The following is a 25,127-nucleotide window of genomic DNA, read 5'->3' as shown; positions in this document are numbered from 1 at the left end:
CTTAATAAACAGAAAACCCACCTGAATTGGTGGTTTTTCTGATGCACTATTTTCCAAAAATCTCTTTGAGGTCTGTGTCTGTAATCCCAATCATGGCTGGAATGCTGTCCCAGTTTTCTTCGGTTAGGATGTAGGATTGTTCAGAGGCACTTGATGTGACTGTTTCAGAGACAGCTTGTTGCTTTTCTTCAACATTCTCCAGTAGATCACTGAAGCGTTCAATCAGATAGGTTTTTCGGGCAGTTCCGATGTGTTGGGTAGCATAGTCGAAGGCTTGTAATTCGCCTAGTAAGATGAGTTTGCTTTTGGCACGTGTAATGGCTGTGTAGATGAGATTTCGCTCCAGCATACGTCGGCTAGCACTAGTAATCGGTAGGATGACAACTGGGAACTCACTTCCCTGAGACTTATGAATACTCATGGCATAGGCCAAGCGAATCTTGTACCATTCGTTACGGGGGTAAGAGACTTCATTACCATCAAAATCAATGACAATCTCGTCTTGTTTCGATTCGGTGTATTTACCAGGAATCAGGTCTGTGATAGCTCCTAAATCCCCATTAAAGACATTGATTTCAGCATCGTTAACCAAATGAATGACCTTGTCTCCCTTACGATAGTGGCACTGAGGAGCTTCAAAACTGAGTTGATCTTTTTGTGGGGGATTGAGCAGGTCTTGCATGAGCTGATTGATAGCATCAATCCCTGCCGTCCCTCGGTACATAGGAGCCAGAACTTGGATATCACGGGCAGGAATACCATTTCTGAGGGCGGCACCTAAGATTTTTTCAATGGTGGCAGGAATATGGCCACTAGCAATTTCAAAGTAGGAACGGTCAGCTTTTTTTTGGGTGAAATCAGCTGGCAAGATGCCCTGTCGAATCTGACTAGCTAGGGTGACGATGGTTGATTCTTTGCTTTGTCGATAAATTTTTTCCAAGCGAGTCTGAGGAATCAAAGGAATATGAAGCAGATCCGCTAGAACCTGTCCAGGACTGACAGAAGGTAGCTGATCACTGTCACCTACGATGAGGATCTTACTGTTAGAAGAGATATTGGAGAAGAGTTGATTGGCCAGCCAAGTATCTACCATAGAGAATTCATCCACGATGATAAAGTCAGCATCTAGGTAATCTTCCAGATGACTGGTATCATCGTCACCTGTCATTCCCAAGTGGCGGTGTATGGTCGCGCTAGGCAAACCTGTCAATTCATTCATGCGGCGAGCGGCTCGTCCAGTTGGAGCAGCAAGAAGAATGGGCAGATTGCTTTTCTTCCTGAAGTCAAGTCCTTCAAAAAGGGCATAAACAGCGATGATTCCATTGATAACAGTTGTCTTACCAGTACCAGGCCCACCTGTCAGGATAAAGACCTTGTTCTGGATAGCGTCACAAATAGCTTGTTTTTGAATGTTATCATACTCAATCCCCAGTTCTTGCTCGACAGTAGTGATATGCTTTTGAATAGTTTCTAAATCTTGGCTCTTCTGTTTTCCTTTTTCAAGGATACGAATCAAGTGACTGCGGATGCCTTCCTCAGCGAAAAAGAGGCTGTTGTCAAAGATCTTGGTATCAATCTGCTGAACCTTGTCTTCTTCGATCAGGTAGGAGAGCTCTTGGGCAACTTGGCTGGGGTCTAGTTCCACGGGACGGGAAGACTCAAGGAGAGTAAGGGTTTGTTCCAGCAAATCCCGTGCTTCAACATAGGTGTCCCCTGTTTCCATACAGGCCTGAAAAAGACTGTGAACTAGACCGGCGCGGAAGCGTTCAGGAGCCTGACTTTCGATGCCTAGTTCCTCAGCTAGTTGGTCAGCAATGGTAAAGCCCAAACCCTTGATATCCTCAACCAGCTGGTAGGGATAATTTTCAACCACATCAAGGGTTTCTTCCTTGTAAAAGTCTTGAATCTGAAAGGCTAGTTTGTTGGGAATGCCGTAGTTGGCTAGTTTGGCCAAAATCATCTCCGTTCCGTAGTTGAGACGGAGAGTGGAGACGAAAGCCTCGCGATTTTTGGCAGAGAGTCCTGCGATGCCTTCTAACTTTTCTGGGTGTTGCAAAATTTCGTCAATGGTATTTTCGCCATAGGTATCCACGATTTTCTGAGCTGTCTTGAGACCAATCCCCTTGAAATGGCTACTTGAAAAGTACTTGACCAAGCCCTTACTAGTTGGTTTTGCGCGATCATAACGACTGATTTGCAGTTGTTCTCCATACTTGGAGTGCTGGACAATTTGCCCCCAAAAAGTATAGTCTTCGCCCTCAATTACATCAGCCATGGTTCCTGTGACAATGATTTCAAAATCATCAAAATCCTCTGCGTCCGTATCGTCGATTTCTAGGAGGAGGATGCGATAAAAATTGCTGGGATTTTCAAAAATAATCCGTTCAATAGTTCCTGAAAAATAAACTTCCATAAAATTCCTTTGCATGAATAGGTGAGAGTTGAGGTGTTTCTGTTCTGGTAAGTTTAGATAGTTACCAATCATTTTCTCACGATAGAAGAAGAGGCTGAGATTGGTGATTCTCGGCCTCTTAGGTTTCTTAAAATGTTCCGATACGGGTGATTGGCCAGAAGCGGAATTTAGCTTCCCCTGTGATATCTTTTGCTTTGAAGGTACCTACGTGGCGGCTGTCGCTCGAAACCAAGCGGTCATCTCCGAGGAGAAGGTATTCTCCTTCTGGAACAGTAAAGCTAAAGTTGGTGTTGTAGTTGACATCAACTGTGAAGGCTTGGGCTTTTTGAGCGATACTTCTAAAGAAAGTTCCTTTATTTCCTTCAAAGCCCTTGCCTGAGTAAGTGCTTTGGAGTTTGTCATCCTTGAAGCGTTTGATATAGTCTGCTAGATAAGGCTCGTCCGTTTCTTTGTCATTGATGTAGAGTTTATCATTTTCGTAACGAATGGTGTCGCCAGGCATTCCAATCACGCGCTTGACGATGTCCTTATTGCCATCTTCCTCATGGGCCACCACGATATCAAAACGGTCAATAGGAAGGTGTTTTACAACGAAGAGAATTTCGCCATCCGCTAGGGTCGGATCCATGGAATGTCCTTCTACGCGAACATTGCTCCAAAAAAAGATACGACTTAAAGCTAGTAATGACAGAATTAGGAGGAACAGTCCCCACTCTTTTAAGAAATTTTTAAATGAATTCATAACTTACCTTTCTAAGCGTTTTTTCGCTTTTTCAGTGTTTTTAAAGTGCAATTTGGCGCAGAAGTTGAGTCCCTGCATACCATAGGCTTGCAAAATCTGGCTAGCCACCTTGTCAGAAGCCGTTCCAGCTCCACTTGGAAGCTGATAACCCAGTTCTCGTCCCAGATTTTCAAGATTTTCCAGAAAGAGATCACGCGCAATGACAGAAGAAACTGCGACAGACAAGTATTTGCCCTCAGCCTTTTCTTCTAAGCTGATAGGATTACTGAAACGATTGGCCTCTTGTGCCAAGTACTTGTCATAATTTTTAGCACTGGTAAAGGCATCAATCACAATTTTCTCAGGCTGAACACCTTTTTGAAGGAGGAGATAGATAGCCTGATTATGGAGGGCAACCTTAACCGAAACAGCATTGTAGCGGTCTCCGATGACCTCGTTGTACTTGCTGGGTGAGAGAAGGAGTGCCTGGTGCTGGATTTTTTCCTTGAGAATAGGAGCAATCTGACGGATCTTTTGGTCGGTCAGAGTCTTAGAATCCCCCACACCGAGTTTTCGTAAAAAGTCGTGCTGGTCAGGTGTGACAAAGGCAGCCACAACTGCAAGCCCACCAAAGTAGGAACCATTTCCCACCTCATCTGTCCCAATTAAAGGAAGATTTTGTCCGCTGGTTTGCTCTACAGCTTGATAGCCAAAGAAACTGGCGTATTTTTCAGCCCCTTCACCCTGAAGCAAGATTTTTCCAGAAGTATAGATAGAAACCGTTGCTTGAGGTAGTTTCAAAAAGTAGCGGATATAGGGATTCTTGCTAGGAGCCAGACTGGTTTGATAGTGTTCAAGAAAAGCCTGAATATCCTTTTCGCTTGGTGTGAGTGTGATACTTGCCATAGTTTCTATTGTACCACAAAAGCAGTAAAATTTGTAAAAACTGACAAAATTAGCGAATTTTGGTATAATATCGTGAGGTGAATTTTATGGCAAATCTAAATCGATTCAAATTTACATTCGGGAAAAAATCGTTAACCTTGACAAGCGAACATGATAACCTTTTTATGGAGGAAATCGCTAAGGTTGCGACAGAAAAATACCAAGCAATTAAAGAACAAATGCCTAGCGCAGATGATGAAACAATCGCTCTTTTGTTGGCAGTCAACTGTTTATCAACTCAGCTCAGCCGTGAGATTGAATTTGACGATAAGGAGCAAGAGCTAGAAGAACTCCGTCACAAGCTTGTGACTTGTAAGCAAGAACAGAGCAAGATTGAGGATTCCTTATGATTTCATTCCTTCTTCTATTGGTCTTGGTTTGGGGATTTTATATCGGCTATCGGAGAGGCCTGCTCTTACAGGTTTATTACCTGATTTCAGCCATGGCATCGGCTTTTATGGCTGGCCAGTTTTATAAGGGGCTTGGAGAGCAATTCCATTTATTGCTCCCTTATGCAAATTCGCAGGAAGGTCAGGGGACTTTCTTTTTCCCATCGGATCAACTCTTTCAGCTGGATAAGGTCTTTTATGCAGGTATCGGCTACTTGCTTGTATTTGGGATTGTCTATAGCATTGGTCGTTTGCTTGGTCTTCTCTTACACTTGATTCCTAGCAAAAAACTGGGTGGTAAGTTGTTCCAAGTTTCAGCAGGTATCTTGTCTATGTTGGTGACCTTATTTGTCTTGCAAATGGCCTTGACAATCTTGGCGACCATCCCCATGGCAGTTATACAAAATCCTCTTGAAAAGAGTATCGTCGCAAAACACATCATCCAGAGCATACCGATAACAACCAGTTGGCTCAAACAAATCTGGGTGACAAATTTAATCGGATAAAAAGGGCAGGAGTTTTCCTAGCCCTTTGTTTACAGATTTGACTCGAATCTATCAGAATGTAAAAAGCTACCACACCTAGACATTCAAAGACAAGGAAATAAAGATGAATAAGAAAATATTAGAAACATTAGAGTTCGATAAGGTCAAGGCCTTGTTTGAGCCTCATTTGTTGACCGAGCAGGGCTTGGAGCAATTGAGACAGCTGGCTCCGACTGCCAAAGCAGATAAAATCAAACAGGCTTTTGCTGAGATGAAAGAAATGCAGGCTCTTTTCGTCGAGCAACCGCATTTTACTATTCTCTCAACTAAGGAAATTGCAGGAGTCTGCAAGAGGTTGGAGATGGGAGCGGATCTCAATATCGAGGAGTTCCTACTCTTGAAACGCGTGCTTCTTGCCAGCCGAGAACTTCAAAGTTTTTACGCCAATCTGGAAAATGTCAGCTTGGAAGAATTAGCCCTTTGGTTTGAGAAATTACATGATTTTCCGCAATTACAAGGAAATCTTCAGGCCTTTAATGATGCGGGTTTCATTGAAAATTTTGCCAGTGAAGAATTGGCGCGAATCCGTCGAAAAATACATGATAGCGAGAGTCAGGTACGCGATGTTTTACAAGACTTGCTCAAGCAAAAAGCGCAGATGTTGACGGAAGGAATTGTTGCTAGCAGAAATGGCCGTCAGGTTTTACCAGTCAAAAACACCTACCGCAATAAGATTGCAGGTGTCGTTCATGATATTTCTGCTAGTGGAAACACCGTCTATATCGAACCACGTGAGGTAGTCAAACTGAGCGAAGAAATTGCTAGTCTGCGAGCAGATGAGCGCTATGAAATGCTTCGCATTCTCCAAGAAATTTCTGAGCGTGTCCGCCCTCATGCGGCTGAGATTGCTAATGACGCTTGGATTATCGGTCATCTGGACTTGATTCGTGCCAAGGTTCGATTTATCCAAGAAGGACAAGCAGTCGTGCCTCAGCTGTCAGAAAATCAAGAGATTCAACTGCTCCATGTCTGCCATCCTTTGGTCAAAAATGCCGTCGCAAATGATGTCTATTTTGGTCAAGATTTAACAGCTATTGTCATTACAGGTCCCAATACAGGTGGGAAGACCATCATGCTCAAAACTCTGGGCTTGACACAGGTCATGGCCCAGTCAGGATTGCCGATTTTAGCAGACAAGGGAAGTCGTGTTGGTATTTTTGAAGAAATCTTTGCTGATATTGGAGATGAGCAGTCTATTGAGCAGAGCTTGTCTACCTTCTCTAGCCATATGACCAATATCGTGGATATTCTTGGCAAGGTCAACCAACATTCACTCTTACTTTTGGATGAGTTGGGGGCTGGTACTGATCCCCAAGAGGGAGCAGCCCTTGCCATGGCTATTCTGGAGGACCTTCGCCTGCGTCAAATCAAGACCATGGCGACGACCCACTATCCAGAACTCAAGGCCTACGGTATTGAGACAGCCTTTGTGCAAAATGCCAGTATGGAGTTTGATACTGCAACTCTTCGCCCGACCTATCGCTTTATGCAGGGTGTTCCTGGCCGAAGTAATGCCTTTGAAATTGCCAAACGTCTAGGCCTATCTGAAGTTATCGTAGGAGATGCCAGTCAGCAGATCGATCAGGACAATGACGTCAATCGTATCATTGAGCAATTAGAAGAGCAGACGCTGGAAAGCCGCAAACGCTTGGACAATATCCGTGAGGTGGAGCAAGAAAATCTCAAGATGAACCGTGTGCTAAAAAAACTCTACAACGAGCTTAATCGTGAAAAGGAAACCGAGCTTAACAAGGCGCGTGAACAGGCTGCTGAGATTGTGGATATGGCCCTAAGTGAAAGTGACCAGATTCTCAAAAATCTCCACAGTAAATCCCAACTCAAGCCCCACGAAATCATTGAAGCCAAAGCCAAGTTGAAAAAATTGGCTCCTGAAAAAGTGGACTTGTCTAAAAACAAGGTCCTTCAAAAGGCCAAGAAAAAACGAGCTCCAAAGGTGGGAGATGATATCGTGGTTCTCAGTTATGGTCAGCGTGGTACCTTGACCAGTCAACTCAAGGACGGCCGCTGGGAAGCCCAAGTTGGCTTGATTAAGATGACCTTGGAAGAGAAAGAGTTTGATCTTGTTCAAGCCCAGCAAGAAAAACGAGTCAAGAAGAAACAGGTCAATGTTGTGAAACGAACTTCTGGGCGAGGACCTCAAGCTAGACTGGATCTTCGAGGCAAGCGCTATGAAGAAGCCATGAATGAGCTAGATACCTTCATCGACCAAGCCTTGCTTAACAATATGGCTCAAGTTGATATCATCCATGGTATCGGAACAGGAGTCATCCGTGAAGGAGTTACCAAATACTTGCAAAGAAACAAACATGTCAAGAGTTTCGGCTATGCCCCACAAAATGCTGGAGGCAGTGGTGCGACTATTGTCACTTTTAAAGGATAGCAGTATTCTGGACTTTATAAAGTAAAAACTGTTGAACTAATTTTTACTAATAAACACATTGACAAAAGCCAACATTTTTTGTAAAATTAGAATCAATTAAATACCAACACCGAATGAAGTTTAATAGAAGTGGGGAATCGTTTGATTTTCCATGACTGTAAATGGACGGAACTCTGGAGAGACCGTAAAGGCACCGAAGGGGCAAGGCAGGCAACTGCTCAAACTCTCAGGTAAAAGGACAGAGCTAGGATAGACCGCTTTTTAGCATTTATCTAAGCATTCCAGAGTACATGTATCTTGCATGTGCTCTTTCTTTTGGGGTTGAAACGATAGGAGAAGGAAATGTTAGAATTGCTTAAATCAATCGATGCTTTTGCTTGGGGACCGCCCCTCTTGATTTTATTGGTCGGAACAGGGATTTACCTAACCATGCGGCTAGGACTCTTGCAGGTTTTGCGTCTGCCCAAGGCCTTTCAGCTTATTTTTATCCAGGATAAGGGACATGGTGATGTATCCAGTTTTACAGCTCTGTGTACAGCCTTGGCATCAACTGTTGGAACAGGAAATATCATAGGAGTTGCGACGGCTATCAAGGTTGGTGGACCAGGAGCTCTATTTTGGATGTGGATGGCGGTTTTCTTTGGAATGGCTACCAAGTATGCGGAAGGACTCTTGGCCATCAAATACCGCACCAAGGACGACCATGGTGCAGTAGCGGGAGGTCCCATGCATTATATCCTTCTAGGGATGGGAGAAAAGTGGCGACCACTTGCTGTTTTGTTTGCAGTAGCAGGAGTATTGGTTGCTCTCTTGGGAATCGGAACCTTCACCCAAGTCAACTCGATTACAGAATCTATCCAAAATACAACGACGATTTCGCCAGCCATCACAGCTCTCGTCTTGTCTGTCTTTGTAGCGATTGCAGTCTTTGGTGGGCTCAAGTCTATTTCTAAGGTTTCAACTACTGTTGTTCCTTTTATGGCCATCATTTATATCTTAGGAACTCTTACAGTTATTTTCTTTAATATCGGAAAAATCCCTGGCACAATCGCTTTAGTCTTTACCTCAGCTTTTAGTCCCCTTGCTGCGGTAGGTGGATTTGCTGGTGCTAGCGTTCGGATGGCTATTCAAAATGGTGTGGCGCGTGGTGTGTTTTCAAACGAATCTGGTCTGGGTTCTGCTCCTATTGCAGCTGCAGCTGCCAAGACAAATGAACCAGTAGAGCAAGGTTTGATTTCCATGACAGGAACCTTTATTGATACCCTCATCATTTGTACTCTAACTGGTTTGACCATCTTGGTAACTGGAGTTTGGAGTGGTGACTTGAATGGGGTTGCCTTGACTCAGTCAGCTTTCTCAACAGTCTTTTCACACTTTGGGCCTGCCCTCTTGACCATCTTCCTTGTACTTTTTGCCTTTACAACGATTCTAGGTTGGAACTATTACGGAGAACGCTGTTTTGAGTTCCTCTTTGGGGTTCGCTTTATCTGGCTCTACCGTGTGGTTTTTGTGCTCATGGTCTTGTTAGGAGGATTTATCGAGTTGGATATGGTCTGGATTATCGCAGATATCGTTAACGCCTTGATGGCTCTGCCAAACTTGATTGCCCTCTTGGTCTTGTCGCAAGTCGTTATTGCTGAAACTAAAAAGTATTTTGACAAATAATGGAATCACACAGCTCGTGTGATTTTTTTGCCTATAAATAATTTTTATCAGCCTGATATATAATATATATTATGCAAGTGATTGGAAGTGTGATAAACTAATATAACAACGAAAATCTTATGAGAGAATAAAGCTTTATCTTAGATAAACTTAGGAATCAGGATTTTATAAGATTTTCCAATAATATTAGTGTCAATAATAAGAAAAGAGGTATCTTATGACAACATTTACTATCCATACAGTAGAGTCAGCACCAGCAGAAGTGAAAGAAATTCTTGAAACAGTAGAAAAAGACAACAATGGCTATATTCCCAACCTAATCGGTCTCTTGGCCAATGCCCCGACTGTTTTAGAAGCCTACCAAATTGTCTCATCTATCCACCGTCGCAACAGCCTGACACCCGTTGAGCGTGAAGTGGTGCAAATCACGGCAGCCGTGACCAATGGTTGTGCCTTCTGTGTCGCAGGTCACACAGCCTTTTCCATCAAACAAATCCAGATGAATGATGACTTGATTCAAGCTCTTCGCAATCGTACTCCAATTGAAACAGATCCTAAATTGGATACCCTAGCTAAGTTTACCTTGGCAGTTATCAATACCAAGGGTCGTGTAGGAGATGAAGCCTTGTCTGAGTTTTTAGAAGCTGGCTACACTCAACAAAATGCCTTGGATGTGGTTTTTGGTGTCAGCCTAGCAATCCTCTGTAACTATGCCAACAACTTAGCTAATACACCAATTAATCCAGAATTGCAACCTTATGCCTAATTCATATCTGAGTAAAATGAAGTCTGAAATAATCGGACTTCGTTTTTTTAAATCATCATTTAAGCGCTTTTATGTTATACTGAAACTAACATGATTATTGGAGGTTAGGATGAAAAAACTCCCCTTAGTATTTTCAGGTTGTTTGCTAGGTTTGGCAGGAGCTGGAAATCTTATTTTAGATACGTTGCCGGTTCTATCCCATCTTTTTAGTCTGACTGGTTTGGTTTTATGGATTTACTTTCTAATTCTGCATCTCTTTAATTGGAAAGAAACCAAGCAAGAATTGACCAAGCCCCCTCTTTTGTCAGGAATGGCAACCTTTCCTATGGCTGGGATGATTTTATCGACCTATGTCTTTCGCGTATTCTCTTATCTTCCTTTGGTAGCACAAGGGATTTGGTGGTTTTCATTTCTCTTGGATTTGACCTTGATTGCTGGTTTTACCATCAAGTTTGCTTGTCCAGGGCGGAGGGTTCATGCCACTCCAAGTTGGACGGTTCTCTATGTGGGGATAGCAGTGGCTGCCTTGACCTATCCTCTGGTAGGTATTATCGAAATTGCCTATGCGACCTTGAGTTTTGGTTTTCTCTTGACCTTCTATCTCTATCCCCTTATTTATAGCGATTTAAAGAAACATCCACTCCCACTAGCCTTGCTTGGACAAGAAGGAATCTACTGTGCTCCTTTCTCTCTACTCTTGGCTTCTCTAGTTCGAGTAGGAGGAACCAGCCTGCCGAATTGGGTCTTGATTGTCATGATTTTGGCTTCTCAATCCTTCTTTTTCTTTGTTTTAACTCGTCTGCCCAACATTTTAAAACAAGGTTTTCAACCAGCCTTCTCAGCCCTCACCTTCCCAACCATTATCACAGCGACCTCGCTCAAGATGGCTCAGGGAATTTTGAAACTTCCATTTCTGGATTACCTGGTATTGGCTGAAACCATTATATGCCTAACTATTTTATTCTTTGTACTAGGTGCTTATCTGATTTGGTTACGAAAAAAGGTCTAGCTAGAAATAGCTAAACCTTATTTTTTATGGTTTGATGACTTCAGCTCCACCCATGTATGGACGAAGTGCTTCTGGGATGGTCACAGAACCATCTTCATTTTGGTAATTTTCAAGAATTGCAGCCACTGTACGTCCAACTGCAAGTCCAGAACCGTTCAAGGTATGAAGGAGTTTCACCTTGCCATCTGCTTCATCACGGTAACGGATTTGGGCACGACGGGCTTGGAAATCTTCTGTGTTTGAACAGCTTGAGATTTCACGGTAATTGTTTTGTGCTGGAATCCACACTTCCAAGTCGTAAGTCTTCGCAGCTGAGAAGCCCATATCTCCAGTAGAGAGAGCAACGACACGGTATGGAAGGTTGAGTTTTTGAAGAATGTTTTCAGCGTTGGCTGTCATTTTTTCCAATTCTTCGTAAGATTCTTCTGGTTTGGCAAATTTGACCATTTCAACCTTGTGGAATTGGTGCAAACGGATCAAGCCACGCGTATCACGACCGGCAGAACCAGCCTCAGAACGGAATGACGGACTCATAGCAGTGAAGTAGATTGGAAGATCTTTGCCGTCTAAGATTTCATCACGGTAGTAGTTTGCCAGAGGAACTTCAGCAGTTGGAATCAAGACAAAGTTGGTATCGCTGAGTTCAAAAGTATCTTCCTTAAATTTTGGATACTGACCAGTACCAAACATAGAATCATGGTTGACTATGTAAGGTGTGATGACTTCAGTATAGCCTTCTTTTCCATGTTCATCCAACATAAAGTTGTAGATAGCACGTTCCAAACGAGCACCGAGGCCTTTATAGAAGAGGAAGCGAGCGCCTGTTACCTTACCACCGCGTTCCCAGTCAAGGATACCAAGGTCTTCACCGAGATCCCAGTGAGCTTTAGGTTCGAAGTCAAACTCGCGTGGAGTACCCCAACGGCGAACTTCCACATTGTCGTCTTCGTCAGCCCCAACAGGAACGCTGTCAGCTGGGATATTTGGAAGAGTCGTTGTAAATTCTGTCAATTTAGCATCGATTTCTGCCAATTCAGCATCCAAGGCTTTAACCTCAGCAGATAGATTTTGCATGGCAGCAATCTTGTCATCTGTATTTTCCTTGTTGCGCTTAGCTTGGGCAATCTCAGCAGAAACTGTGTTACGTTCTGCTTTGAGAGTTTCAACCTTGACCAAGATGTTACGACGTTTAGCATCGATTTCTTTCATTTCATTCAAGACAGCAGCATCTACACCACGTGTAGCTAATTTTTCTGCGACAGCTTCAAAATCTGTACGAATACGTTTGATATCTAACATAAGAACTCCTTTATGAAAAAAGCACACCTGACAAAACGTTGGAGTGGCAGGGCCACGGTTCCATCCAACTTCACAGGTGTGCACTTGATTGTGTATGTAATTGTTACTAACGGTAGAATTTCACCTATCCCTCCTATCTGCTCGCAGCACCCGCAGACTTTCTGAAAGAAGAAGATAACCTACTTATCCGTTGCTATGATTATACTAAAGTTTCTATTTTTTTGCAAATAGATTTTTAAATTTTTGGCTAATTGTCTGAATCAGGGTCGGAAGTTTGACGACCTTGTCATTGCCCAATTTGTCGCGTGCAATTTTGAGAATGGCACCTGAGTCTTTTGAAGCAAAGAGGAATTTTCCTTTGTCTGTAAAGACTTCGAAGTGGCGGCTGATTTTGCATCCAGTGACATTGGCTCCAATCTGATTGATATGGCTCCAAGGAATCTGGATAAATTGTTCGACATTGACATCTGGGTAAAATTCCAAAGCCTGATCTCCGACAAGGAATTTCCCAACTTTCCCAGCGATAGAGAGGTAGGAAGTGCCTGTCGTACTGAGGAGTACTGTTTTGTTAAGTGATTGGGCCATGCTTAGTCTTCCTTACTTTCTCCAAAAAAGGCATTGTAGAGGGCTTTAATTGCTGCTTTCTCTTGGTCTTTATTGACAACAAACATAATAGAAACTTCACTAGAACCTTGAGACATCATCTGGATGTTGATTTTGTTTTCAGATAGAGCGCGTGTCGCAGTAGCAGTCACTCCGATGTGGCTCTTCATTTTTTCACCAACAATCATAATGATAGAAAGGTCGTGTTCGATTTCTGCATGATCTACTTTAGCCTTTTGAACCAACTGACGCAGGATTTCTTCTTCCTTGATGGGAGTTAGTTGGCGAGAACGGAGAATGATAGAAAGATCGTCGATACCTGTTGGCATATGTTCCCAACCGATGTTAAGTTCTTCCAGGATTTGCAGAACCTTGCGGCCAAATCCAACCTCACGGTTCATGAGGTATTTCGACATGTTAATGCTGACAAAGCCTGAGTCACCAGCAATTCCCACAACTGGAAATTCATCATTACTGTGTTTTAGAACGATACGAGTACCTGGATGGTCAGGGTTGTTGGTATTCTTGATAACCAGAGGAATTTTTCCACGGTAGGCAGGAAGAAGAGCCTCGTCATGAAGGACTGAGAAGCCTGCATAGGCCAACTCGCGCATTTCACGGTAGGTCAACTCAGGAATCGAGTGTGGTTGGTGGATAATACCAGGGTGGGCTGCAAAGATACCATCAACGTCCGTAAAGTTTTCATAGAGGTCAGCTTTGACACCAGCAGCAATGATAGAACCTGTAATATCAGAACCTCCACGTGAGAAAGTACAGATTTGATTTTCCTTAGTGACACCAAAGAAACCAGGAATGACAAGGACTTCATTGGTGTTTGTCAATTCTTCAATCTTGTCATAACTTGATGGAATGATGCGAGCGTGACCAGGTTCACTTGTGACCACAATCCCAGCTTCTCTAGGGTGCATATAGCGTGCATCGATACCATTTTGGTTAAAGTAGGCAGCAATCAATTTGGCATTGTTATTTTCACCGGCTGCTAGGAAAGTATCGTAGAGAAATTCATTTTCTTCAATAGGAAGAGTGGCCAAGGCGTGAATGCTTTTAGAAATTTTTTCTAGCACAGCTGGTTTTAGTCCCAATTCACTAACCATAGCAGCATAGCGGTCGATAATCCAGCTTTGGCTCTTGCTAATATCGTTACCCGCAACATAGTCGCGGTAGTATTTAATCAGGGCATCCGTAACCTTAGTATCTTCAGCATTGCGTTTACCAGGCGCAGAAACGACTACAAAACGACGCTCTGAATCGCTTTTGACGATGTTTAAAACTTTTTCTAATTGACTAGCAGAGGCAAGAGAACTACCTCCAAATTTAACAACTTTCATAAGAACTCCTAAAGTAAGTATTTTATACGATTATAGCAGAAAGAAAGGCTTTTTTCAATGAAGAAAATAAGATGCTTTCTAGCCTAAAGCGAGCCTTTCTTATCGGCTGAGACACTTTCAGTCGATTTTTTCTTGCTTTCTGCTCCTAAAAAAGATATACTTTGACAGTGAAATAATTTAACACTCAATGAAAATCAAAGAGCAAACTAGGAAGCTAGCCGCAGACTGCTCAAAATACTGTTTTGAGGTTACAGATGGAAGCTGACGCGGTTTGAAGAGATTTTCGAAGAGTATAAACTGCTTATAAAATAAAAAGGAGCCCTGATGGAACACATTATTTATCAGCTTGAAGAGGACTTGGCAATCCTTACCTTGAACCGTCCTGAGGTCGCAAATGGTTTTCATATTCCCATGTGTGAGGAGATTTTAGAAGCTCTGACTTTGGCAGAAGAAAATCCAGCTGTGCATTTTATCTTAATCAATGCCAATGGAAAGGTCTTCTCAGTTGGGGGAGATTTGGTAGAGATGAAGCGGGCAGTGGATGAGGATGATATTCCATCATTGACAAAAATCGCAGAGTTGGTCAATACGATTTCTTATAAAATCAAGCAAATAGCCAAACCTGTTTTAATGGAAGTTGACGGTGCTGTTGCAGGTGCCGCAGCGAATATGGCTGTTGCGGCAGATTTCTGTTTGGCGACGGATAAGGCTAAGTTTATCCAAGCCTTTGTTGGTGTTGGTTTGGCTCCAGATGCAGGGGGAATTCATCTCTTGAGCCGCAGTATCGGTGTGACGCGTGCTGCTCAATTAGCTATGACAGGAGAGGCTTTAACGGCAGAAAAAGCCCTAGAATGGGGGTTGGTTTACCGCGTTTCTGAAGCTGAAAAACTTGAAAAGACGAGAGAACAGCTTCTTAAAAAATTAAGACGTGCTTCAAGTAATTCCTATGCTGCCATTAAGAAGTTGGTTTGGGAGAGCCAGTTTAAAGACTGGCAGGGTTACGCTACTTTAGAACTGAACCTACAGAAATCCTTAGCTCAAACAGAGGATTTCAAAGAAGGAGTGCGAGCTCATTCGGAGAGAAGAAGACCTAAATTTACAGGAAAATAAAAAATACTTGCATCATTCTTTGAATTTTGATATAATTCTTTCTGTCAAATGTTTTGATTGTAAAAGTTTTTTGAAGAAGGAGGGATATGAAAAATGGACTACCAACGAATCAATGAATATTTAACATCTATATTTAACAATGTCCTTGTAATTGAGGAAGTGAACTTGAGAGGTAGTCGTTTTAAGGATATCTCCATCAAAGAAATGCATACGATTGATGTCATCGGTAAGGCTCCAGATGTGACTCCAAGTCAAGTGTCAAAAGAGTTGATGGTAACTCTTGGAACTGTTACGACAAGTTTGAACAATTTAGAGCGTAAGGGCTACATTGAGCGAGTTCGGTCAGAACAGGATCGTCGTGTGGTGCATCTGCATTTGACAAAGAAGGGTCGCTTGATTCATAGACTGCATAAACGCTTCCACAAGGCCATGGTAGAAAAAATTATTGATGGCATGAGCGAGGAAGAAATTGCTGTCATGGGTAAAGGCTTGACTAATCTTTACCAATTTTTGGAGGATTTGAAATAATGGCTTTTGCAAAAATAAGTCAGGTTGCTCATTATGTGCCAGAGCAAGTGGTTACAAATCACGACTTGGCTCAGATTATGGATACCAATGATGAGTGGATTTCAAGTCGAACGGGAATACGACAAAGGCATATTTCAAGAACAGAATCTACCAGTGATTTGGCTACAGAGGTTGCTAAGAAACTGATGGCAAAAGCTGGAATAACAGGAAAAGAACTGGATTTTATCATCCTAGCTACCATTACTCCAGATTCGATGATGCCCTCTACAGCTGCTCGTGTTCAAGCTAATATTGGCGCTAATAAAGCCTTTGCTTTTGACTTAACCGCGGCTTGCAGTGGATTTGTATTTGCTCTTTCAACTGCTGAAAAGTTTATCGCTTCTGGTCGCTTTCAAAAAGGCTTGGTGATTGGTAGTGAAACCCTCTCTAAGGCAGTCGATTGGTCGGATCGATCAACAGCTGTGTTGTTTGGAGATGGTGCTGGTGGTGTCTTGTTAGAAGCTAGCGAGCAAGAGCATTTCTTAGCTGAGAGTCTCAATAGCGATGGAAGTCGCAGCGAGTGTTTAACTTATGGGCATTCAGGTTTGCATTCTCCATTTTCAGATCAAGAAAGTGCAGATTCGTTTTTGAAGATGGATGGACGCACAGTCTTTGATTTTGCCATTCGAGATGTAGCCAAGTCTATCAAGCAGACTATTGATGAATCTCCTATAGAGGTGACAGACTTGGATTATCTGCTACTTCATCAAGCCAATGACCGTATTTTGGATAAGATGGCTAGAAAAATTGGTGTTGACCGAGCCAAACTTCCAGCCAATATGATGGAATATGGCAATACCAGTGCAGCCAGTATCCCGATTTTACTTTCAGAGTGTGTAGAACAAGGTCTCATCCCTTTAGATGGTAGCCAGACTGTTCTTCTATCAGGCTTCGGTGGAGGCTTGACCTGGGGCACGCTCATTCTTACAATTTAGGTAATCATGTGGTGAACACATTGTTATAAAAAAACTATTTATTTTAAAGGAGTCCTATCATGGCAGTATTTGAAAAAGTACAAGAAATTATCGTTGAAGAACTTGGAAAAGACGCATCAGAAGTAACACTTGAATCAACTTTTGATGATTTGGACGCAGATTCATTGGACTTGTTCCAAGTAATCTCAGAAATCGAAGATGCTTTTGATATCCAAATCGAAGCAGAAAATGACTTGAAAACAGTTGGTGACTTGGTTGCTTACGTTGAAGAGCAAGCAAAATAAGCAGAATATTAGTAGAAGGAGTAGGGAGAAACCCACTCCCTCTTGTTTAGGTAATAGTTTGACTGTCAAATTATGGTGAAATCGAACTATTACGTAAGCAAGGAAGGTTGGAGGCACTATGAAAACGCGTATTACAGAATTATTGAAGATTGACTATCCTATTTTCCAAGGAGGGATGGCCTGGGTTGCTGATGGTGATTTGGCAGGGGCTGTTTCCAAGGCTGGAGGATTAGGAATTATCGGTGGGGGAAATGCCCCGAAAGAAGTTGTCAAGGCCAATATTGATAAAATCAAATCATTGACTGATAAACCCTTTGGGGTCAACATCATGCTCTTATCTCCCTTTGTGGAAGATATCGTGGATCTCGTTATTGAAGAAGGTGTTAAAGTTGTCACAACAGGAGCAGGAAATCCAAGCAAGTATATGGAACGTTTCCATGAAGCTGGGATAATCGTTATTCCTGTTGTTCCTAGTGTCGCTTTAGCTAAACGCATGGAAAAAATCGGTGCAGACGCTGTTATTGCAGAAGGAATGGAAGCTGGGGGGCATATCGGTAAATTAACAACCATGACCTTGGTGCGACAGGTAGCCACAGCTATATCTATTCCTGTTATTGCTGCAGGAGGAATTGCGGATGGTGAAGGTGCTGCGGCTGGCTTTATGCTAGGTGCAGAGGCTGTACAGGTGGGGACACGGTTTGTAGTTGCAAAAGAGTCGAATGCCCATCCAAACTACAAGGAGAAAATTTTAAAAGCAAGGGATATTGATACTACGATTTCAGCTCAGCACTTTGGTCATGCTGTTCGTGCTATTAAAAATCAGTTGACTAGAGATTTTGAACTGGCTGAAAAAGATGCCTTTAAGCAGGAAGATCCTGATTTAGAAATCTTTGAACAAATGGGAGCAGGTGCCCTAGCCAAAGCAGTTGTTCACGGTGATGTGGATGGTGGCTCTGTCATGGCAGGTCAAATCGCAGGGCTTGTTTCTAAAGAAGAAACAGCTGAAGAAATCCTAAAAGATTTGTATTACGGAGCCGCTAAGAAAATTCAAGAAGAAGCCTCTCGCTGGGCAGGAGTTGTAAGAAATGACTAAAACAGCCTTTTTATTTGCTGGTCAAGGTGCCCAGTATCTAGGGATGGGACGGGATTTCTATGATCAGTATCCGATTGTCAAAGAAACGATTGATCGAGCGAGTCAGGTGCTCGGTTATGATTTACGTTATCTCATCGATACGGAAGAAGACAAACTCAATCAGACCCGCTATACGCAACCAGCCATTCTAGCGACTTCGGTTGCTATCTACCGTTTATTGCAAGAAAAGGGCTATCAGCCTGATATGGTTGCTGGTTTGTCTCTTGGAGAATACTCTGCCTTGGTGGCAAGCGGCGCCTTGGATTTTGAAGATGCGGTTGCCTTGGTAGCTAAGCGTGGAGCCTATATGGAAGAAGCGGCTCCTGCTGACTCTGGCAAGATGGTAGCAGTTCTCAATACGCCAGTAGAGGTCATTGAAGAAGCCTGTCAAAAAGCTTCTGAACTTGGAGTGGTTACTCCAGCCAACTATAACACACCTGCACAAATCGTCATTGCTGGAGAAGTGGTTGCAGTTGATCGAGCGGTTGAACTTTTGCAAGAAGCAGGTGCCAAACGCTTGATTCCTCTTAAGGTGTCAGGTCCCTTTCACACCGCTCTCCTTGAGCCTGCTAGCCAGAAACTAGCTGAAACTCTAGCTCAGGTAAGTTTTTCAGATTTTACTTGTCCCCTAGTCGGCAATACAGAAGCTGCTGTGATGCAAAAAGAGGACATTGCTCAGCTCTTGACGCGTCAGGTCAAGGAACCCGTTCGTTTCTATGAAAGTATTGGGGTCATGCAAGAAGCAGGCATAAGCAACTTTATCGAGATTGGACCGGGGAAAGTCTTGTCAGGTTTTGTTAAAAAAATTGATCAAACTGCTCACTTAGCTCATGTGGAAGATCAAGCGAGTTTAGTAGCACTTTTAGAAAAATAGACTAAAATAAGTAGAAGTTTTGAAAGGAAAAAAATGAAACTAGAACATAAAAATATCTTTATTACAGGTTCGAGTCGTGGAATTGGTCTTGCCATCGCCCACAAGTTTGCTCAAGCAGGAGCCAACATTGTCTTAAACAGTCGTGGGGCAATCTCAGAAGAATTGCTCGCTGAGTTTTCAAACTATGGTATCAAGGTGGTTCCCATTTCAGGAGATGTATCAGATTTTGCAGACGCTAAGCGTATGATTGATCAAGCTATTGCAGAACTGGGTTCAGTAGATGTTTTGGTCAACAATGCAGGGATTACCCAAGATACTCTTATGCTCAAGATGACAGAAGCAGATTTTGAAAAAGTGCTCAAGGTCAATCTGACTGGTGCCTTTAATATGACACAATCAGTCTTGAAACCGATGATGAAAGCCAGAGAAGGTGCTATCATTAATATGTCTAGTGTTGTTGGTTTGATGGGGAATATTGGTCAAGCTAATTATGCTGCTTCTAAGGCTGGCTTGATTGGCTTTACCAAGTCTGTGGCACGCGAGGTCGCTAGTCGGAATATACGAGTCAATGTGATTGCTCCAGGAATGATTGAGTCTGATATGACAGCTATCTTATCAGATAAGATTAAGGAAGCTACACTAGCTCAGATTCCGATGAAAGAATTTGGGCAGGCAGAGCAGGTTGCAGATTTGACAGTATTTTTAGCAGGCCAAGATTATCTAACTGGTCAAGTGGTTGCCATTGATGGTGGCTTAAGTATGTAGCGAAAGCTAGAGGTGAAAAGAATGAAACTAAATCGAGTAGTGGTAACAGGTTATGGAGTAACATCTCCAATCGGAAATACACCAGAAGAATTTTGGAATAGTTTAGCAACTGGGAAAATCGGCATTGGTGGCATTACAAAATTTGATCATAGTGACTTTGATGTGCATAATGCGGCAGAAATCCAAGATTTTCCGTTCGATAAATACTTTGTAAAAAAAGATACCAACCGTTTTGATAACTATTCTTTATATGCCTTGTATGCAGCCCAAGAGGCTGTAAATCATGCCAATCTTGATGTAGAGGCTCTTAATAGGGATCGTTTTGGTGTTATCGTTGCATCTGGTATTGGTGGAATCAAGGAAATTGAAGATCAGGTACTTCGCCTTCATGAAAAAGGACCCAAACGTGTCAAACCAATGACTCTTCCAAAAGCTTTACCAAATATGGCTTCTGGGAATGTAGCCATGCGTTTTGGTGCAAACGGTGTTTGTAAATCTATCAATACTGCCTGCTCTTCATCAAATGATGCGATTGGGGATGCCTTCCGCTCCATTAAGTTTGGTTTCCAAGATGTGATGTTGGTGGGAGGAACAGAAGCTTCTATCACACCTTTTGCCATCGCTGGTTTCCAAGCCTTAACAGCTCTCTCTACTACAGAGGATCCAACTCGTGCTTCGATCCCATTTGATAAGGATCGCAATGGGTTTGTTATGGGTGAAGGTTCAGGGATGTTGGTTCTAGAAAGTCTTGAACACGCTGAAAAACGTGGAGCTACTATCCTGGCTGAAGTGGTTGGTTACGGAAATACTTGTGATGCCTACCACATGACTTCTCCACATCCAGAAGGTCAGGGAGCTATCAAGGCCATCAAACTAGCCTTGGAAGAAGCTGAGATTTCTCCAGAGCAAGTAGCCTATGTCAATGCTCACGGAACGTCAACTCCTGCCAATGAAAAAGGAGAAAGTGGTGCTATCGTAGCTGTTCTTGGTAAGGAAGTACCTGTATCATCAACCAAGTCTTTTACAGGACATTTGCTGGGGGCTGCGGGTGCAGTAGAAGCTATCGTCACCATCGAAGCTATGCGTCATAACTTTGTACCAATGACAGCTGGGACAAGTGAAGTATCAGATTATATCGAAGCTAATGTCGTTTATGGACAAGGCTTGGAGAAAGAAATTCCATACGCTATTTCAAATACTTTTGGTTTTGGAGGCCACAATGCAGTTCTTGCTTTCAAACGTTGGGAGAATAGATAAGTATGAATTTAAACGATATTAAAGACTTGATGACTCAATTTGACCAGTCAAGTTTGAGAGAATTTTCTTATAAAAATGGGACGGATGAGTTGCAGTTTAGCAAGAATGAAGCGAGACCTGTGCCTGAAGTTGCAACTCAAGTCGCTCCAGCACCCGTTCTAGCAACACCGAGTCCAGTAGCTCCTACATCTGCTCCAGCAGAGACTGTAGCAGAAGAAGTTCCAGCTCCAGCTGAAGCAAGTGTGGCTAGTGAGGGAAATCTTGTAGAGAGTCCACTTGTTGGAGTGGTTTACTTGGCTGCTGGACCAGATAAACCTGCCTTCGTTACAGTTGGTGATAGTGTCAAAAAAGGTCAAACATTGGTAATTATCGAAGCCATGAAAGTCATGAATGAAATCCCAGCTCCTAAGGATGGTGTGGTAACGGAAATTCTCGTCTCTAACGAAGAAATGGTTGAGTTTGGTAAAGGATTGGTACGTATCAAATGATCGATATTCAAGGAATCAAAGAAGCTCTTCCCCACCGTTATCCTATGCTTCTAGTGGACCGTGTCTTGGAAGTGAGCGAGGATACCATTGTTGCTATCAAAAATGTGACCATTAACGAACCTTTCTTTAACGGCCACTTTCCTCAATACCCAGTTATGCCAGGTGTTCTGATTATGGAAGCCTTGGCGCAAACTGCTGGTGTGTTGGAGTTATCAAAACCTGAAAATAAAGGAAAACTGGTCTTTTACGCTGGTATGGACAAGGTTAAGTTCAAGAAGCAAGTTGTACCAGGCGACCAATTGGTTATGACAGCGACTTTTGTAAAACGTCGTGGCACCATAGCTGTGGTTGAAGCAAAGGCTGAAGTGGATGGCAAGCTTGCAGCCAGTGGTATCCTTACTTTTGCAATTGGGAACTAAGGAGGTTCTCCATGTTTCGAAAAATTTTAATTGCCAATCGTGGTGAAATTGCGGTTCGTATTATCCGTGCGGCACGTGAATTGGGGATTGCGACGGTAGCGGTTTATTCAACTGCTGATAAGGAAGCTCTTCATACGCTTTTGGCAGATGAAGCAGTTTGTATTGGTCCTGGCAAGGCAACAGAGTCTTATCTCAATATTAATGCAGTTCTATCAGCTGCAGTCTTGACTGAGGCAGAAGCTATTCACCCTGGTTTTGGATTTCTCAGTGAAAATTCCAAATTTGCGACCATGTGTGAAGAAGTAGGTATCAAGTTTATCGGTCCATCTGGTCATGTTATGGATATGATGGGGGATAAGATCAATGCGCGTGCTCAGATGATTAAAGCAGGTGTGCCTGTTATACCAGGTTCAGATGGAGAAGTGCATAACTCTGAAGAAGCTTTGATTGTTGCTGAAAAAATTGGCTATCCTGTTATGCTCAAGGCTTCAGCAGGTGGAGGTGGTAAAGGGATTCGTAAGGTTGAAAAACCAGATGACCTCGTTTCTGCCTTTGAAACTGCCTCTAGTGAGGCCAAGGCCAATTATGGCAATGGTGCCATGTACATAGAACGGGTTATCTATCCAGCTCGGCACATTGAGGTTCAAATCCTAGGTGATGAGCATGGACATGTGATTCACTTGGGTGAACGGGATTGTTCTCTTCAAAGGAATAACCAAAAGGTTTTGGAAGAAAGTCCCTCGATTGCAATCGGAAAAACGCTGCGTCATGAAATAGGTGCTGCTGCTGTTCGAGCGGCAGAGTTTGTTGGCTATGAGAATGCAGGAACCATTGAATTTCTTCTTGATGAAGCAAGTAGCAATTTCTATTTCATGGAGATGAATACTCGTGTTCAGGTAGAACATCCAGTAACAGAGTTTGTTTCAGGTGTTGATATCGTTAAGGAACAGATTTGCATTGCGGCAGGTCAGCCTTTGTCTGTTAAGCAAGAAGATATTGTCCTACGCGGTCATGCCATCGAGTGTCGTATCAATGCAGAAAACCCAGCCTTTAACTTTGCTCCAAGTCCAGGTAAGATTACTAATCTCTATCTGCCAAGTGGTGGAGTTGGCTTGCGCGTGGATTCAGCAGTTTATCCAGGTTATACCATTCCGCCTTATTATGATAGTATGATTGCCAAAATCATAGTACACGGCGAAAATCGTTTTGACGCCTTGATGAAAATGCAACGTGCCCTCTATGAATTAGAGATTGAAGGAGTGCAGACCAATGCAGATTTCCAGCTTGACCTCATTTCAGATCGCAATGTCATTGCTGGGGATTATGATACTTCCTTCTTGATGGAAACCTTCTTACCTAAATATCAAGAAAAAGAATAAAATGACTTTAAGAGTTTAAACCGAAAAGGGGAATCAATGGCTCTATTTAGTAAAAAAGATAAGTATATTCGAATCAATCCCAATCGTTCGGTTAGGGAAAAACCTCAAGCTAAGCCAGAGGTTCCAGATGAATTATTTTCCCAGTGTCCAGGCTGTAAGCATACCATCTATCAGAAGGATCTGGGAAGTGAACGTATCTGTCCGCACTGTAGCTATACCTTTCGTATTTCTGCCCAAGAACGCTTGGCTTTGACGATTGATATGGGAACCTTCAAAGAATTGTTTACAGGGATTGAAAGCAAGGATCCCTTGCATTTCCCTGGTTACCAAAAGAAACTGGCATCTATGCGTGAAAAAACAGGTCTGCATGAAGCCGTTGTGACAGGAACTGCTCTTATTAAAGGTCAGACTGTGGCTCTTGGGATTATGGATTCTAACTTTATCATGGCTTCTATGGGTACGGTTGTAGGTGAAAAAATCACTCGTTTGTTTGAGTATGCGACTGTCGAAAAATTGCCAGTTGTCCTATTCACAGCCTCTGGTGGAGCCCGTATGCAGGAAGGAATCATGAGTCTCATGCAGATGGCTAAGATCTCTGCGGCGGTTAAACGCCATTCAAATGTTGGTCTCTTTTACCTGACCATTTTGACAGATCCAACGACTGGTGGTGTGACAGCTTCTTTCGCTATGGAAGGCGATATCATTCTGGCTGAACCACAGAGCTTGGTTGGTTTTGCTGGGCGTCGTGTGATTGAAAATACGGTTCGTGAAAGCTTGCCTGAGGATTTCCAAAAGGCAGAATTCCTATTAGAACATGGCTTTGTGGATGCTATTGTCAAAAGAAGAGACTTACCAGATACGATTGCTAGCCTAGTCAGATTGCATGGAGGGAGTCCTAGATGAATATTGCAAAAATAGTCAGAGAAGCGCGTGAGCAGAGTCGCTTGACAACCTTGGACTTTGCGACAGGCATTTTTGATGAATTTATCCAATTACATGGTGACCGTTCTTTTCGTGATGATGGTGCAGTTGTTGGTGGTATTGGTTGGCTTGGAGATCAAGCTGTAACAGTGGTTGGTATCCAAAAAGGCAAGAGTTTGCAAGACAACCTCAAACGGAATTTTGGCCAACCACATCCAGAAGGCTACCGAAAGGCACTGCGGTTGATGAAACAGGCTGAGAAATTTGGCCGTCCAGTTGTGACCTTTATCAATACAGCAGGTGCTTATCCTGGTGTCGGAGCGGAAGAACGTGGTCAAGGGGAAGCTATCGCTCGCAATCTCATGGAAATGAGTGACCTGAAAGTTCCTATTATCGCCATTATTATCGGTGAAGGTGGTTCAGGCGGGGCTCTGGCTCTAGCTGTCGCGGACCGTGTCTGGATGCTGGAAAATTCTATCTATGCCATTCTCAGTCCAGAAGGCTTTGCTTCCATTTTATGGAAGGACGGTACTCGCGCTATGGAAGCAGCAGAACTGATGAAAATCACTTCGCATGAACTGTTAGAAATGGACGTGGTAGATAAGGTGATTTCTGAAATAGGACTTTCTAGTAAAGAACTGATTAAGAGTGTCAAAAAAGAACTCCAAACAGAGCTGGCTAGACTTTCACAAAAACCGCTAGAAGAGTTGCTGGAAGAACGCTATCAACGATTTAGAAAATACTAAGAATGACTAAATGAGACTAGAAAGGTCTCATTTTTTATGGAAAAATGTAATTCAGGTCGAAAAATTGCCAGTTGAGGAGATGGGCTATAAAATAGACAAAAAAAGAAATATACTATAAATGTGAGCCTACAACAATCTATTTTAA

The 25,127-nt window shown here is 42.9% G+C and carries 25 protein-coding genes and 1 riboswitch; of the genes, 19 read left to right on the top strand and 6 right to left on the bottom strand.

What is annotated here, in order from left to right; genetic code table 11:
- Positions 1–46: 46 nt before the first annotated feature.
- From recD2 to rnhC, 3 genes are all read right to left on the bottom strand, one after another.
- A complete protein-coding gene (gene recD2 / locus AT689_RS00505) occupies positions 47–2,413 on the bottom strand; it encodes an SF1B family DNA helicase RecD2 (RefSeq protein ID WP_000454478.1) in 2,367 nt (788 codons plus the stop codon).
- Between the two features lie 127 nt (positions 2,414–2,540).
- Entirely contained in the window at positions 2,541–3,155 is a 615-nt protein-coding gene (gene lepB / locus AT689_RS00500) for a signal peptidase I (protein ID WP_001083986.1), read from the bottom strand.
- A 3-nt stretch (positions 3,156–3,158) separates the two neighbouring features.
- A complete protein-coding gene (rnhC, locus tag AT689_RS00495) occupies positions 3,159–4,040 on the bottom strand; it encodes a ribonuclease HIII (protein ID WP_000146855.1) in 882 nt (293 codons plus the stop codon).
- Positions 4,041–4,126: 86 nt separating this feature from the next.
- Here rnhC and zapA point away from each other — a divergent pair, with 86 nt between their 5' ends.
- The 6 genes from zapA to AT689_RS00465 all read left to right on the top strand — a co-directional run bounded on the left by zapA (position 4,127) and on the right by AT689_RS00465 (position 10,854).
- Positions 4,127–4,429 (top strand): cell division protein ZapA, encoded by a 303-nt coding sequence (zapA, locus tag AT689_RS00490; RefSeq protein WP_000002019.1) that lies wholly within the window; start codon positions 4,127–4,129, stop codon positions 4,427–4,429.
- Complete coding sequence (locus tag AT689_RS00485; protein ID WP_000622953.1) at positions 4,426–4,974, top strand: CvpA family protein; 549 nt, start codon at positions 4,426–4,428, stop codon at positions 4,972–4,974. Before zapA ends, AT689_RS00485 begins: the two co-directional genes overlap by 4 nt.
- Positions 4,975–5,077: 103 nt before the next feature.
- Positions 5,078–7,414, top strand: a complete 2,337-nt coding sequence (locus tag AT689_RS00480) for an endonuclease MutS2 (protein WP_001035012.1) — start codon at positions 5,078–5,080, stop codon at positions 7,412–7,414.
- A gap of 163 nt (positions 7,415–7,577) precedes the next feature.
- Positions 7,578–7,666: riboswitch (glycine riboswitch) on the top strand.
- Positions 7,667–7,756: 90 nt separating this feature from the next.
- A complete protein-coding gene (locus AT689_RS00475) occupies positions 7,757–9,079 on the top strand; it encodes an alanine/glycine:cation symporter family protein (RefSeq protein ID WP_000891498.1) in 1,323 nt (440 codons plus the stop codon).
- Positions 9,080–9,296: 217 nt separating this feature from the next.
- Positions 9,297–9,845, top strand: coding sequence for a carboxymuconolactone decarboxylase family protein (locus AT689_RS00470; protein WP_000206761.1), 549 nt, complete (start codon positions 9,297–9,299; stop codon positions 9,843–9,845).
- A 109-nt stretch (positions 9,846–9,954) separates the two neighbouring features.
- Positions 9,955–10,854, top strand: coding sequence for a TDT family transporter (locus AT689_RS00465; RefSeq protein ID WP_000735957.1), 900 nt, complete (start codon positions 9,955–9,957; stop codon positions 10,852–10,854).
- A 24-nt stretch (positions 10,855–10,878) separates the two neighbouring features.
- Here the strand turns inward: AT689_RS00465 and serS are convergent, their stop codons facing one another.
- The 3 genes from serS to AT689_RS00450 all read right to left on the bottom strand — a co-directional run bounded on the left by serS (position 10,879) and on the right by AT689_RS00450 (position 14,105).
- Complete coding sequence (serS, locus tag AT689_RS00460) at positions 10,879–12,153, bottom strand: serine--tRNA ligase (protein WP_000884249.1); 1,275 nt, start codon at positions 12,151–12,153, stop codon at positions 10,879–10,881.
- 213 nt (positions 12,154–12,366) lie between these two features.
- Entirely contained in the window at positions 12,367–12,738 is a 372-nt protein-coding gene (locus AT689_RS00455; protein ID WP_000079354.1) for a DUF956 family protein, read from the bottom strand.
- 2 nt (positions 12,739–12,740) lie between these two features.
- On the bottom strand, positions 12,741–14,105 hold the full coding sequence (locus AT689_RS00450) for an aspartate kinase (RefSeq protein WP_000869675.1): 1,365 nt from the start codon (positions 14,103–14,105) through the stop codon (positions 12,741–12,743).
- Positions 14,106–14,429: 324 nt separating this feature from the next.
- On the opposite strand from AT689_RS00450, the gene AT689_RS00445 reads away from it, so the two are divergent.
- The 13 genes from AT689_RS00445 to AT689_RS00385 all read left to right on the top strand — a co-directional run bounded on the left by AT689_RS00445 (position 14,430) and on the right by AT689_RS00385 (position 24,982).
- The gene (locus AT689_RS00445; protein ID WP_000400073.1) at positions 14,430–15,215 is read left to right on the top strand and encodes an enoyl-CoA hydratase; all 786 of its coding nucleotides are present in this window, start codon (positions 14,430–14,432) and stop codon (positions 15,213–15,215) included.
- 93 nt (positions 15,216–15,308) lie between these two features.
- Positions 15,309–15,743: a fatty acid biosynthesis transcriptional regulator FabT gene (fabT, locus tag AT689_RS00440; RefSeq protein WP_000386347.1), complete on the top strand. Its 435-nt coding sequence runs from the start codon at positions 15,309–15,311 to the stop codon at positions 15,741–15,743.
- Positions 15,743–16,717, top strand: a complete 975-nt coding sequence (locus tag AT689_RS00435) for a beta-ketoacyl-ACP synthase III (protein ID WP_000852956.1) — start codon at positions 15,743–15,745, stop codon at positions 16,715–16,717. The genes fabT and AT689_RS00435 overlap by 1 nt, the downstream gene beginning before the upstream one ends.
- Positions 16,718–16,776: 59 nt before the next feature.
- Entirely contained in the window at positions 16,777–17,001 is a 225-nt protein-coding gene (locus AT689_RS00430) for an acyl carrier protein (RefSeq protein ID WP_000257841.1), read from the top strand.
- Positions 17,002–17,119: 118 nt separating this feature from the next.
- Entirely contained in the window at positions 17,120–18,094 is a 975-nt protein-coding gene (gene fabK / locus AT689_RS00425; RefSeq protein WP_000857426.1) for an enoyl-[acyl-carrier-protein] reductase FabK, read from the top strand.
- On the top strand, positions 18,087–19,007 hold the full coding sequence (gene fabD, locus AT689_RS00420) for an ACP S-malonyltransferase (protein WP_000167622.1): 921 nt from the start codon (positions 18,087–18,089) through the stop codon (positions 19,005–19,007). The genes fabK and fabD overlap by 8 nt, the downstream gene beginning before the upstream one ends.
- Before the next feature lie 33 nt (positions 19,008–19,040).
- Positions 19,041–19,772, top strand: a complete 732-nt coding sequence (fabG, locus tag AT689_RS00415) for a 3-oxoacyl-[acyl-carrier-protein] reductase (RefSeq protein ID WP_000763053.1) — start codon at positions 19,041–19,043, stop codon at positions 19,770–19,772.
- A 21-nt stretch (positions 19,773–19,793) separates the two neighbouring features.
- Positions 19,794–21,029: a beta-ketoacyl-ACP synthase II gene (gene fabF / locus AT689_RS00410; RefSeq protein WP_000774063.1), complete on the top strand. Its 1,236-nt coding sequence runs from the start codon at positions 19,794–19,796 to the stop codon at positions 21,027–21,029.
- A 2-nt stretch (positions 21,030–21,031) separates the two neighbouring features.
- Positions 21,032–21,517: an acetyl-CoA carboxylase biotin carboxyl carrier protein gene (gene accB, locus AT689_RS00405; protein ID WP_001052243.1), complete on the top strand. Its 486-nt coding sequence runs from the start codon at positions 21,032–21,034 to the stop codon at positions 21,515–21,517.
- The gene (gene fabZ / locus AT689_RS00400) at positions 21,514–21,936 is read left to right on the top strand and encodes a 3-hydroxyacyl-ACP dehydratase FabZ (protein WP_000565514.1); all 423 of its coding nucleotides are present in this window, start codon (positions 21,514–21,516) and stop codon (positions 21,934–21,936) included. Before accB ends, fabZ begins: the two co-directional genes overlap by 4 nt.
- Before the next feature lie 11 nt (positions 21,937–21,947).
- Positions 21,948–23,315: an acetyl-CoA carboxylase biotin carboxylase subunit gene (gene accC, locus AT689_RS00395; protein WP_000488675.1), complete on the top strand. Its 1,368-nt coding sequence runs from the start codon at positions 21,948–21,950 to the stop codon at positions 23,313–23,315.
- Between the two features lie 36 nt (positions 23,316–23,351).
- Entirely contained in the window at positions 23,352–24,218 is an 867-nt protein-coding gene (gene accD, locus AT689_RS00390) for an acetyl-CoA carboxylase, carboxyltransferase subunit beta (protein ID WP_001173354.1), read from the top strand.
- The gene (locus AT689_RS00385; protein WP_001017398.1) at positions 24,215–24,982 is read left to right on the top strand and encodes an acetyl-CoA carboxylase carboxyl transferase subunit alpha; all 768 of its coding nucleotides are present in this window, start codon (positions 24,215–24,217) and stop codon (positions 24,980–24,982) included. Before accD ends, AT689_RS00385 begins: the two co-directional genes overlap by 4 nt.
- The last annotated feature ends 145 nt before the right edge of the window (positions 24,983–25,127 follow it).

It is taken from the genome of Streptococcus pneumoniae (assembly GCF_001457635.1).
Classification (GTDB): Bacteria; Bacillota; Bacilli; order Lactobacillales; family Streptococcaceae; genus Streptococcus; species Streptococcus pneumoniae.
This window is presented reverse-complemented; position numbering and strand designations above follow the sequence as displayed.

Bases quoted from the DNA above. Each gene is read 5' to 3' on its own strand.
- recD2 (WP_000454478.1), bottom strand. From the start codon at position 2,413: ATGGAAGTTTATTTTTCAGGAACTATTGAACGGATTATTTTTGAAAAT.
- lepB (WP_001083986.1), bottom strand. From the start codon at position 3,155: ATGAATTCATTTAAAAATTTCTTAAAAGAGTGGGGACTGTTCCTCCTA.
- rnhC (WP_000146855.1), bottom strand. From the start codon at position 4,040: ATGGCAAGTATCACACTCACACCAAGCGAAAAGGATATTCAGGCTTTT.
- zapA (WP_000002019.1), top strand. From the start codon at position 4,127: ATGGCAAATCTAAATCGATTCAAATTTACATTCGGGAAAAAATCGTTA.
- AT689_RS00485 (WP_000622953.1), top strand. From the start codon at position 4,426: ATGATTTCATTCCTTCTTCTATTGGTCTTGGTTTGGGGATTTTATATC.
- AT689_RS00480 (WP_001035012.1), top strand. From the start codon at position 5,078: ATGAATAAGAAAATATTAGAAACATTAGAGTTCGATAAGGTCAAGGCC.
- AT689_RS00475 (WP_000891498.1), top strand. From the start codon at position 7,757: ATGTTAGAATTGCTTAAATCAATCGATGCTTTTGCTTGGGGACCGCCC.
- AT689_RS00470 (WP_000206761.1), top strand. From the start codon at position 9,297: ATGACAACATTTACTATCCATACAGTAGAGTCAGCACCAGCAGAAGTG.
- AT689_RS00465 (WP_000735957.1), top strand. From the start codon at position 9,955: ATGAAAAAACTCCCCTTAGTATTTTCAGGTTGTTTGCTAGGTTTGGCA.
- serS (WP_000884249.1), bottom strand. From the start codon at position 12,153: ATGTTAGATATCAAACGTATTCGTACAGATTTTGAAGCTGTCGCAGAA.
- AT689_RS00455 (WP_000079354.1), bottom strand. From the start codon at position 12,738: ATGGCCCAATCACTTAACAAAACAGTACTCCTCAGTACGACAGGCACT.
- AT689_RS00450 (WP_000869675.1), bottom strand. From the start codon at position 14,105: ATGAAAGTTGTTAAATTTGGAGGTAGTTCTCTTGCCTCTGCTAGTCAA.
- AT689_RS00445 (WP_000400073.1), top strand. From the start codon at position 14,430: ATGGAACACATTATTTATCAGCTTGAAGAGGACTTGGCAATCCTTACC.
- fabT (WP_000386347.1), top strand. From the start codon at position 15,309: ATGGACTACCAACGAATCAATGAATATTTAACATCTATATTTAACAAT.
- AT689_RS00435 (WP_000852956.1), top strand. From the start codon at position 15,743: ATGGCTTTTGCAAAAATAAGTCAGGTTGCTCATTATGTGCCAGAGCAA.
- AT689_RS00430 (WP_000257841.1), top strand. From the start codon at position 16,777: ATGGCAGTATTTGAAAAAGTACAAGAAATTATCGTTGAAGAACTTGGA.
- fabK (WP_000857426.1), top strand. From the start codon at position 17,120: ATGAAAACGCGTATTACAGAATTATTGAAGATTGACTATCCTATTTTC.
- fabD (WP_000167622.1), top strand. From the start codon at position 18,087: ATGACTAAAACAGCCTTTTTATTTGCTGGTCAAGGTGCCCAGTATCTA.
- fabG (WP_000763053.1), top strand. From the start codon at position 19,041: ATGAAACTAGAACATAAAAATATCTTTATTACAGGTTCGAGTCGTGGA.
- fabF (WP_000774063.1), top strand. From the start codon at position 19,794: ATGAAACTAAATCGAGTAGTGGTAACAGGTTATGGAGTAACATCTCCA.
- accB (WP_001052243.1), top strand. From the start codon at position 21,032: ATGAATTTAAACGATATTAAAGACTTGATGACTCAATTTGACCAGTCA.
- fabZ (WP_000565514.1), top strand. From the start codon at position 21,514: ATGATCGATATTCAAGGAATCAAAGAAGCTCTTCCCCACCGTTATCCT.
- accC (WP_000488675.1), top strand. From the start codon at position 21,948: ATGTTTCGAAAAATTTTAATTGCCAATCGTGGTGAAATTGCGGTTCGT.
- accD (WP_001173354.1), top strand. From the start codon at position 23,352: ATGGCTCTATTTAGTAAAAAAGATAAGTATATTCGAATCAATCCCAAT.
- AT689_RS00385 (WP_001017398.1), top strand. From the start codon at position 24,215: ATGAATATTGCAAAAATAGTCAGAGAAGCGCGTGAGCAGAGTCGCTTG.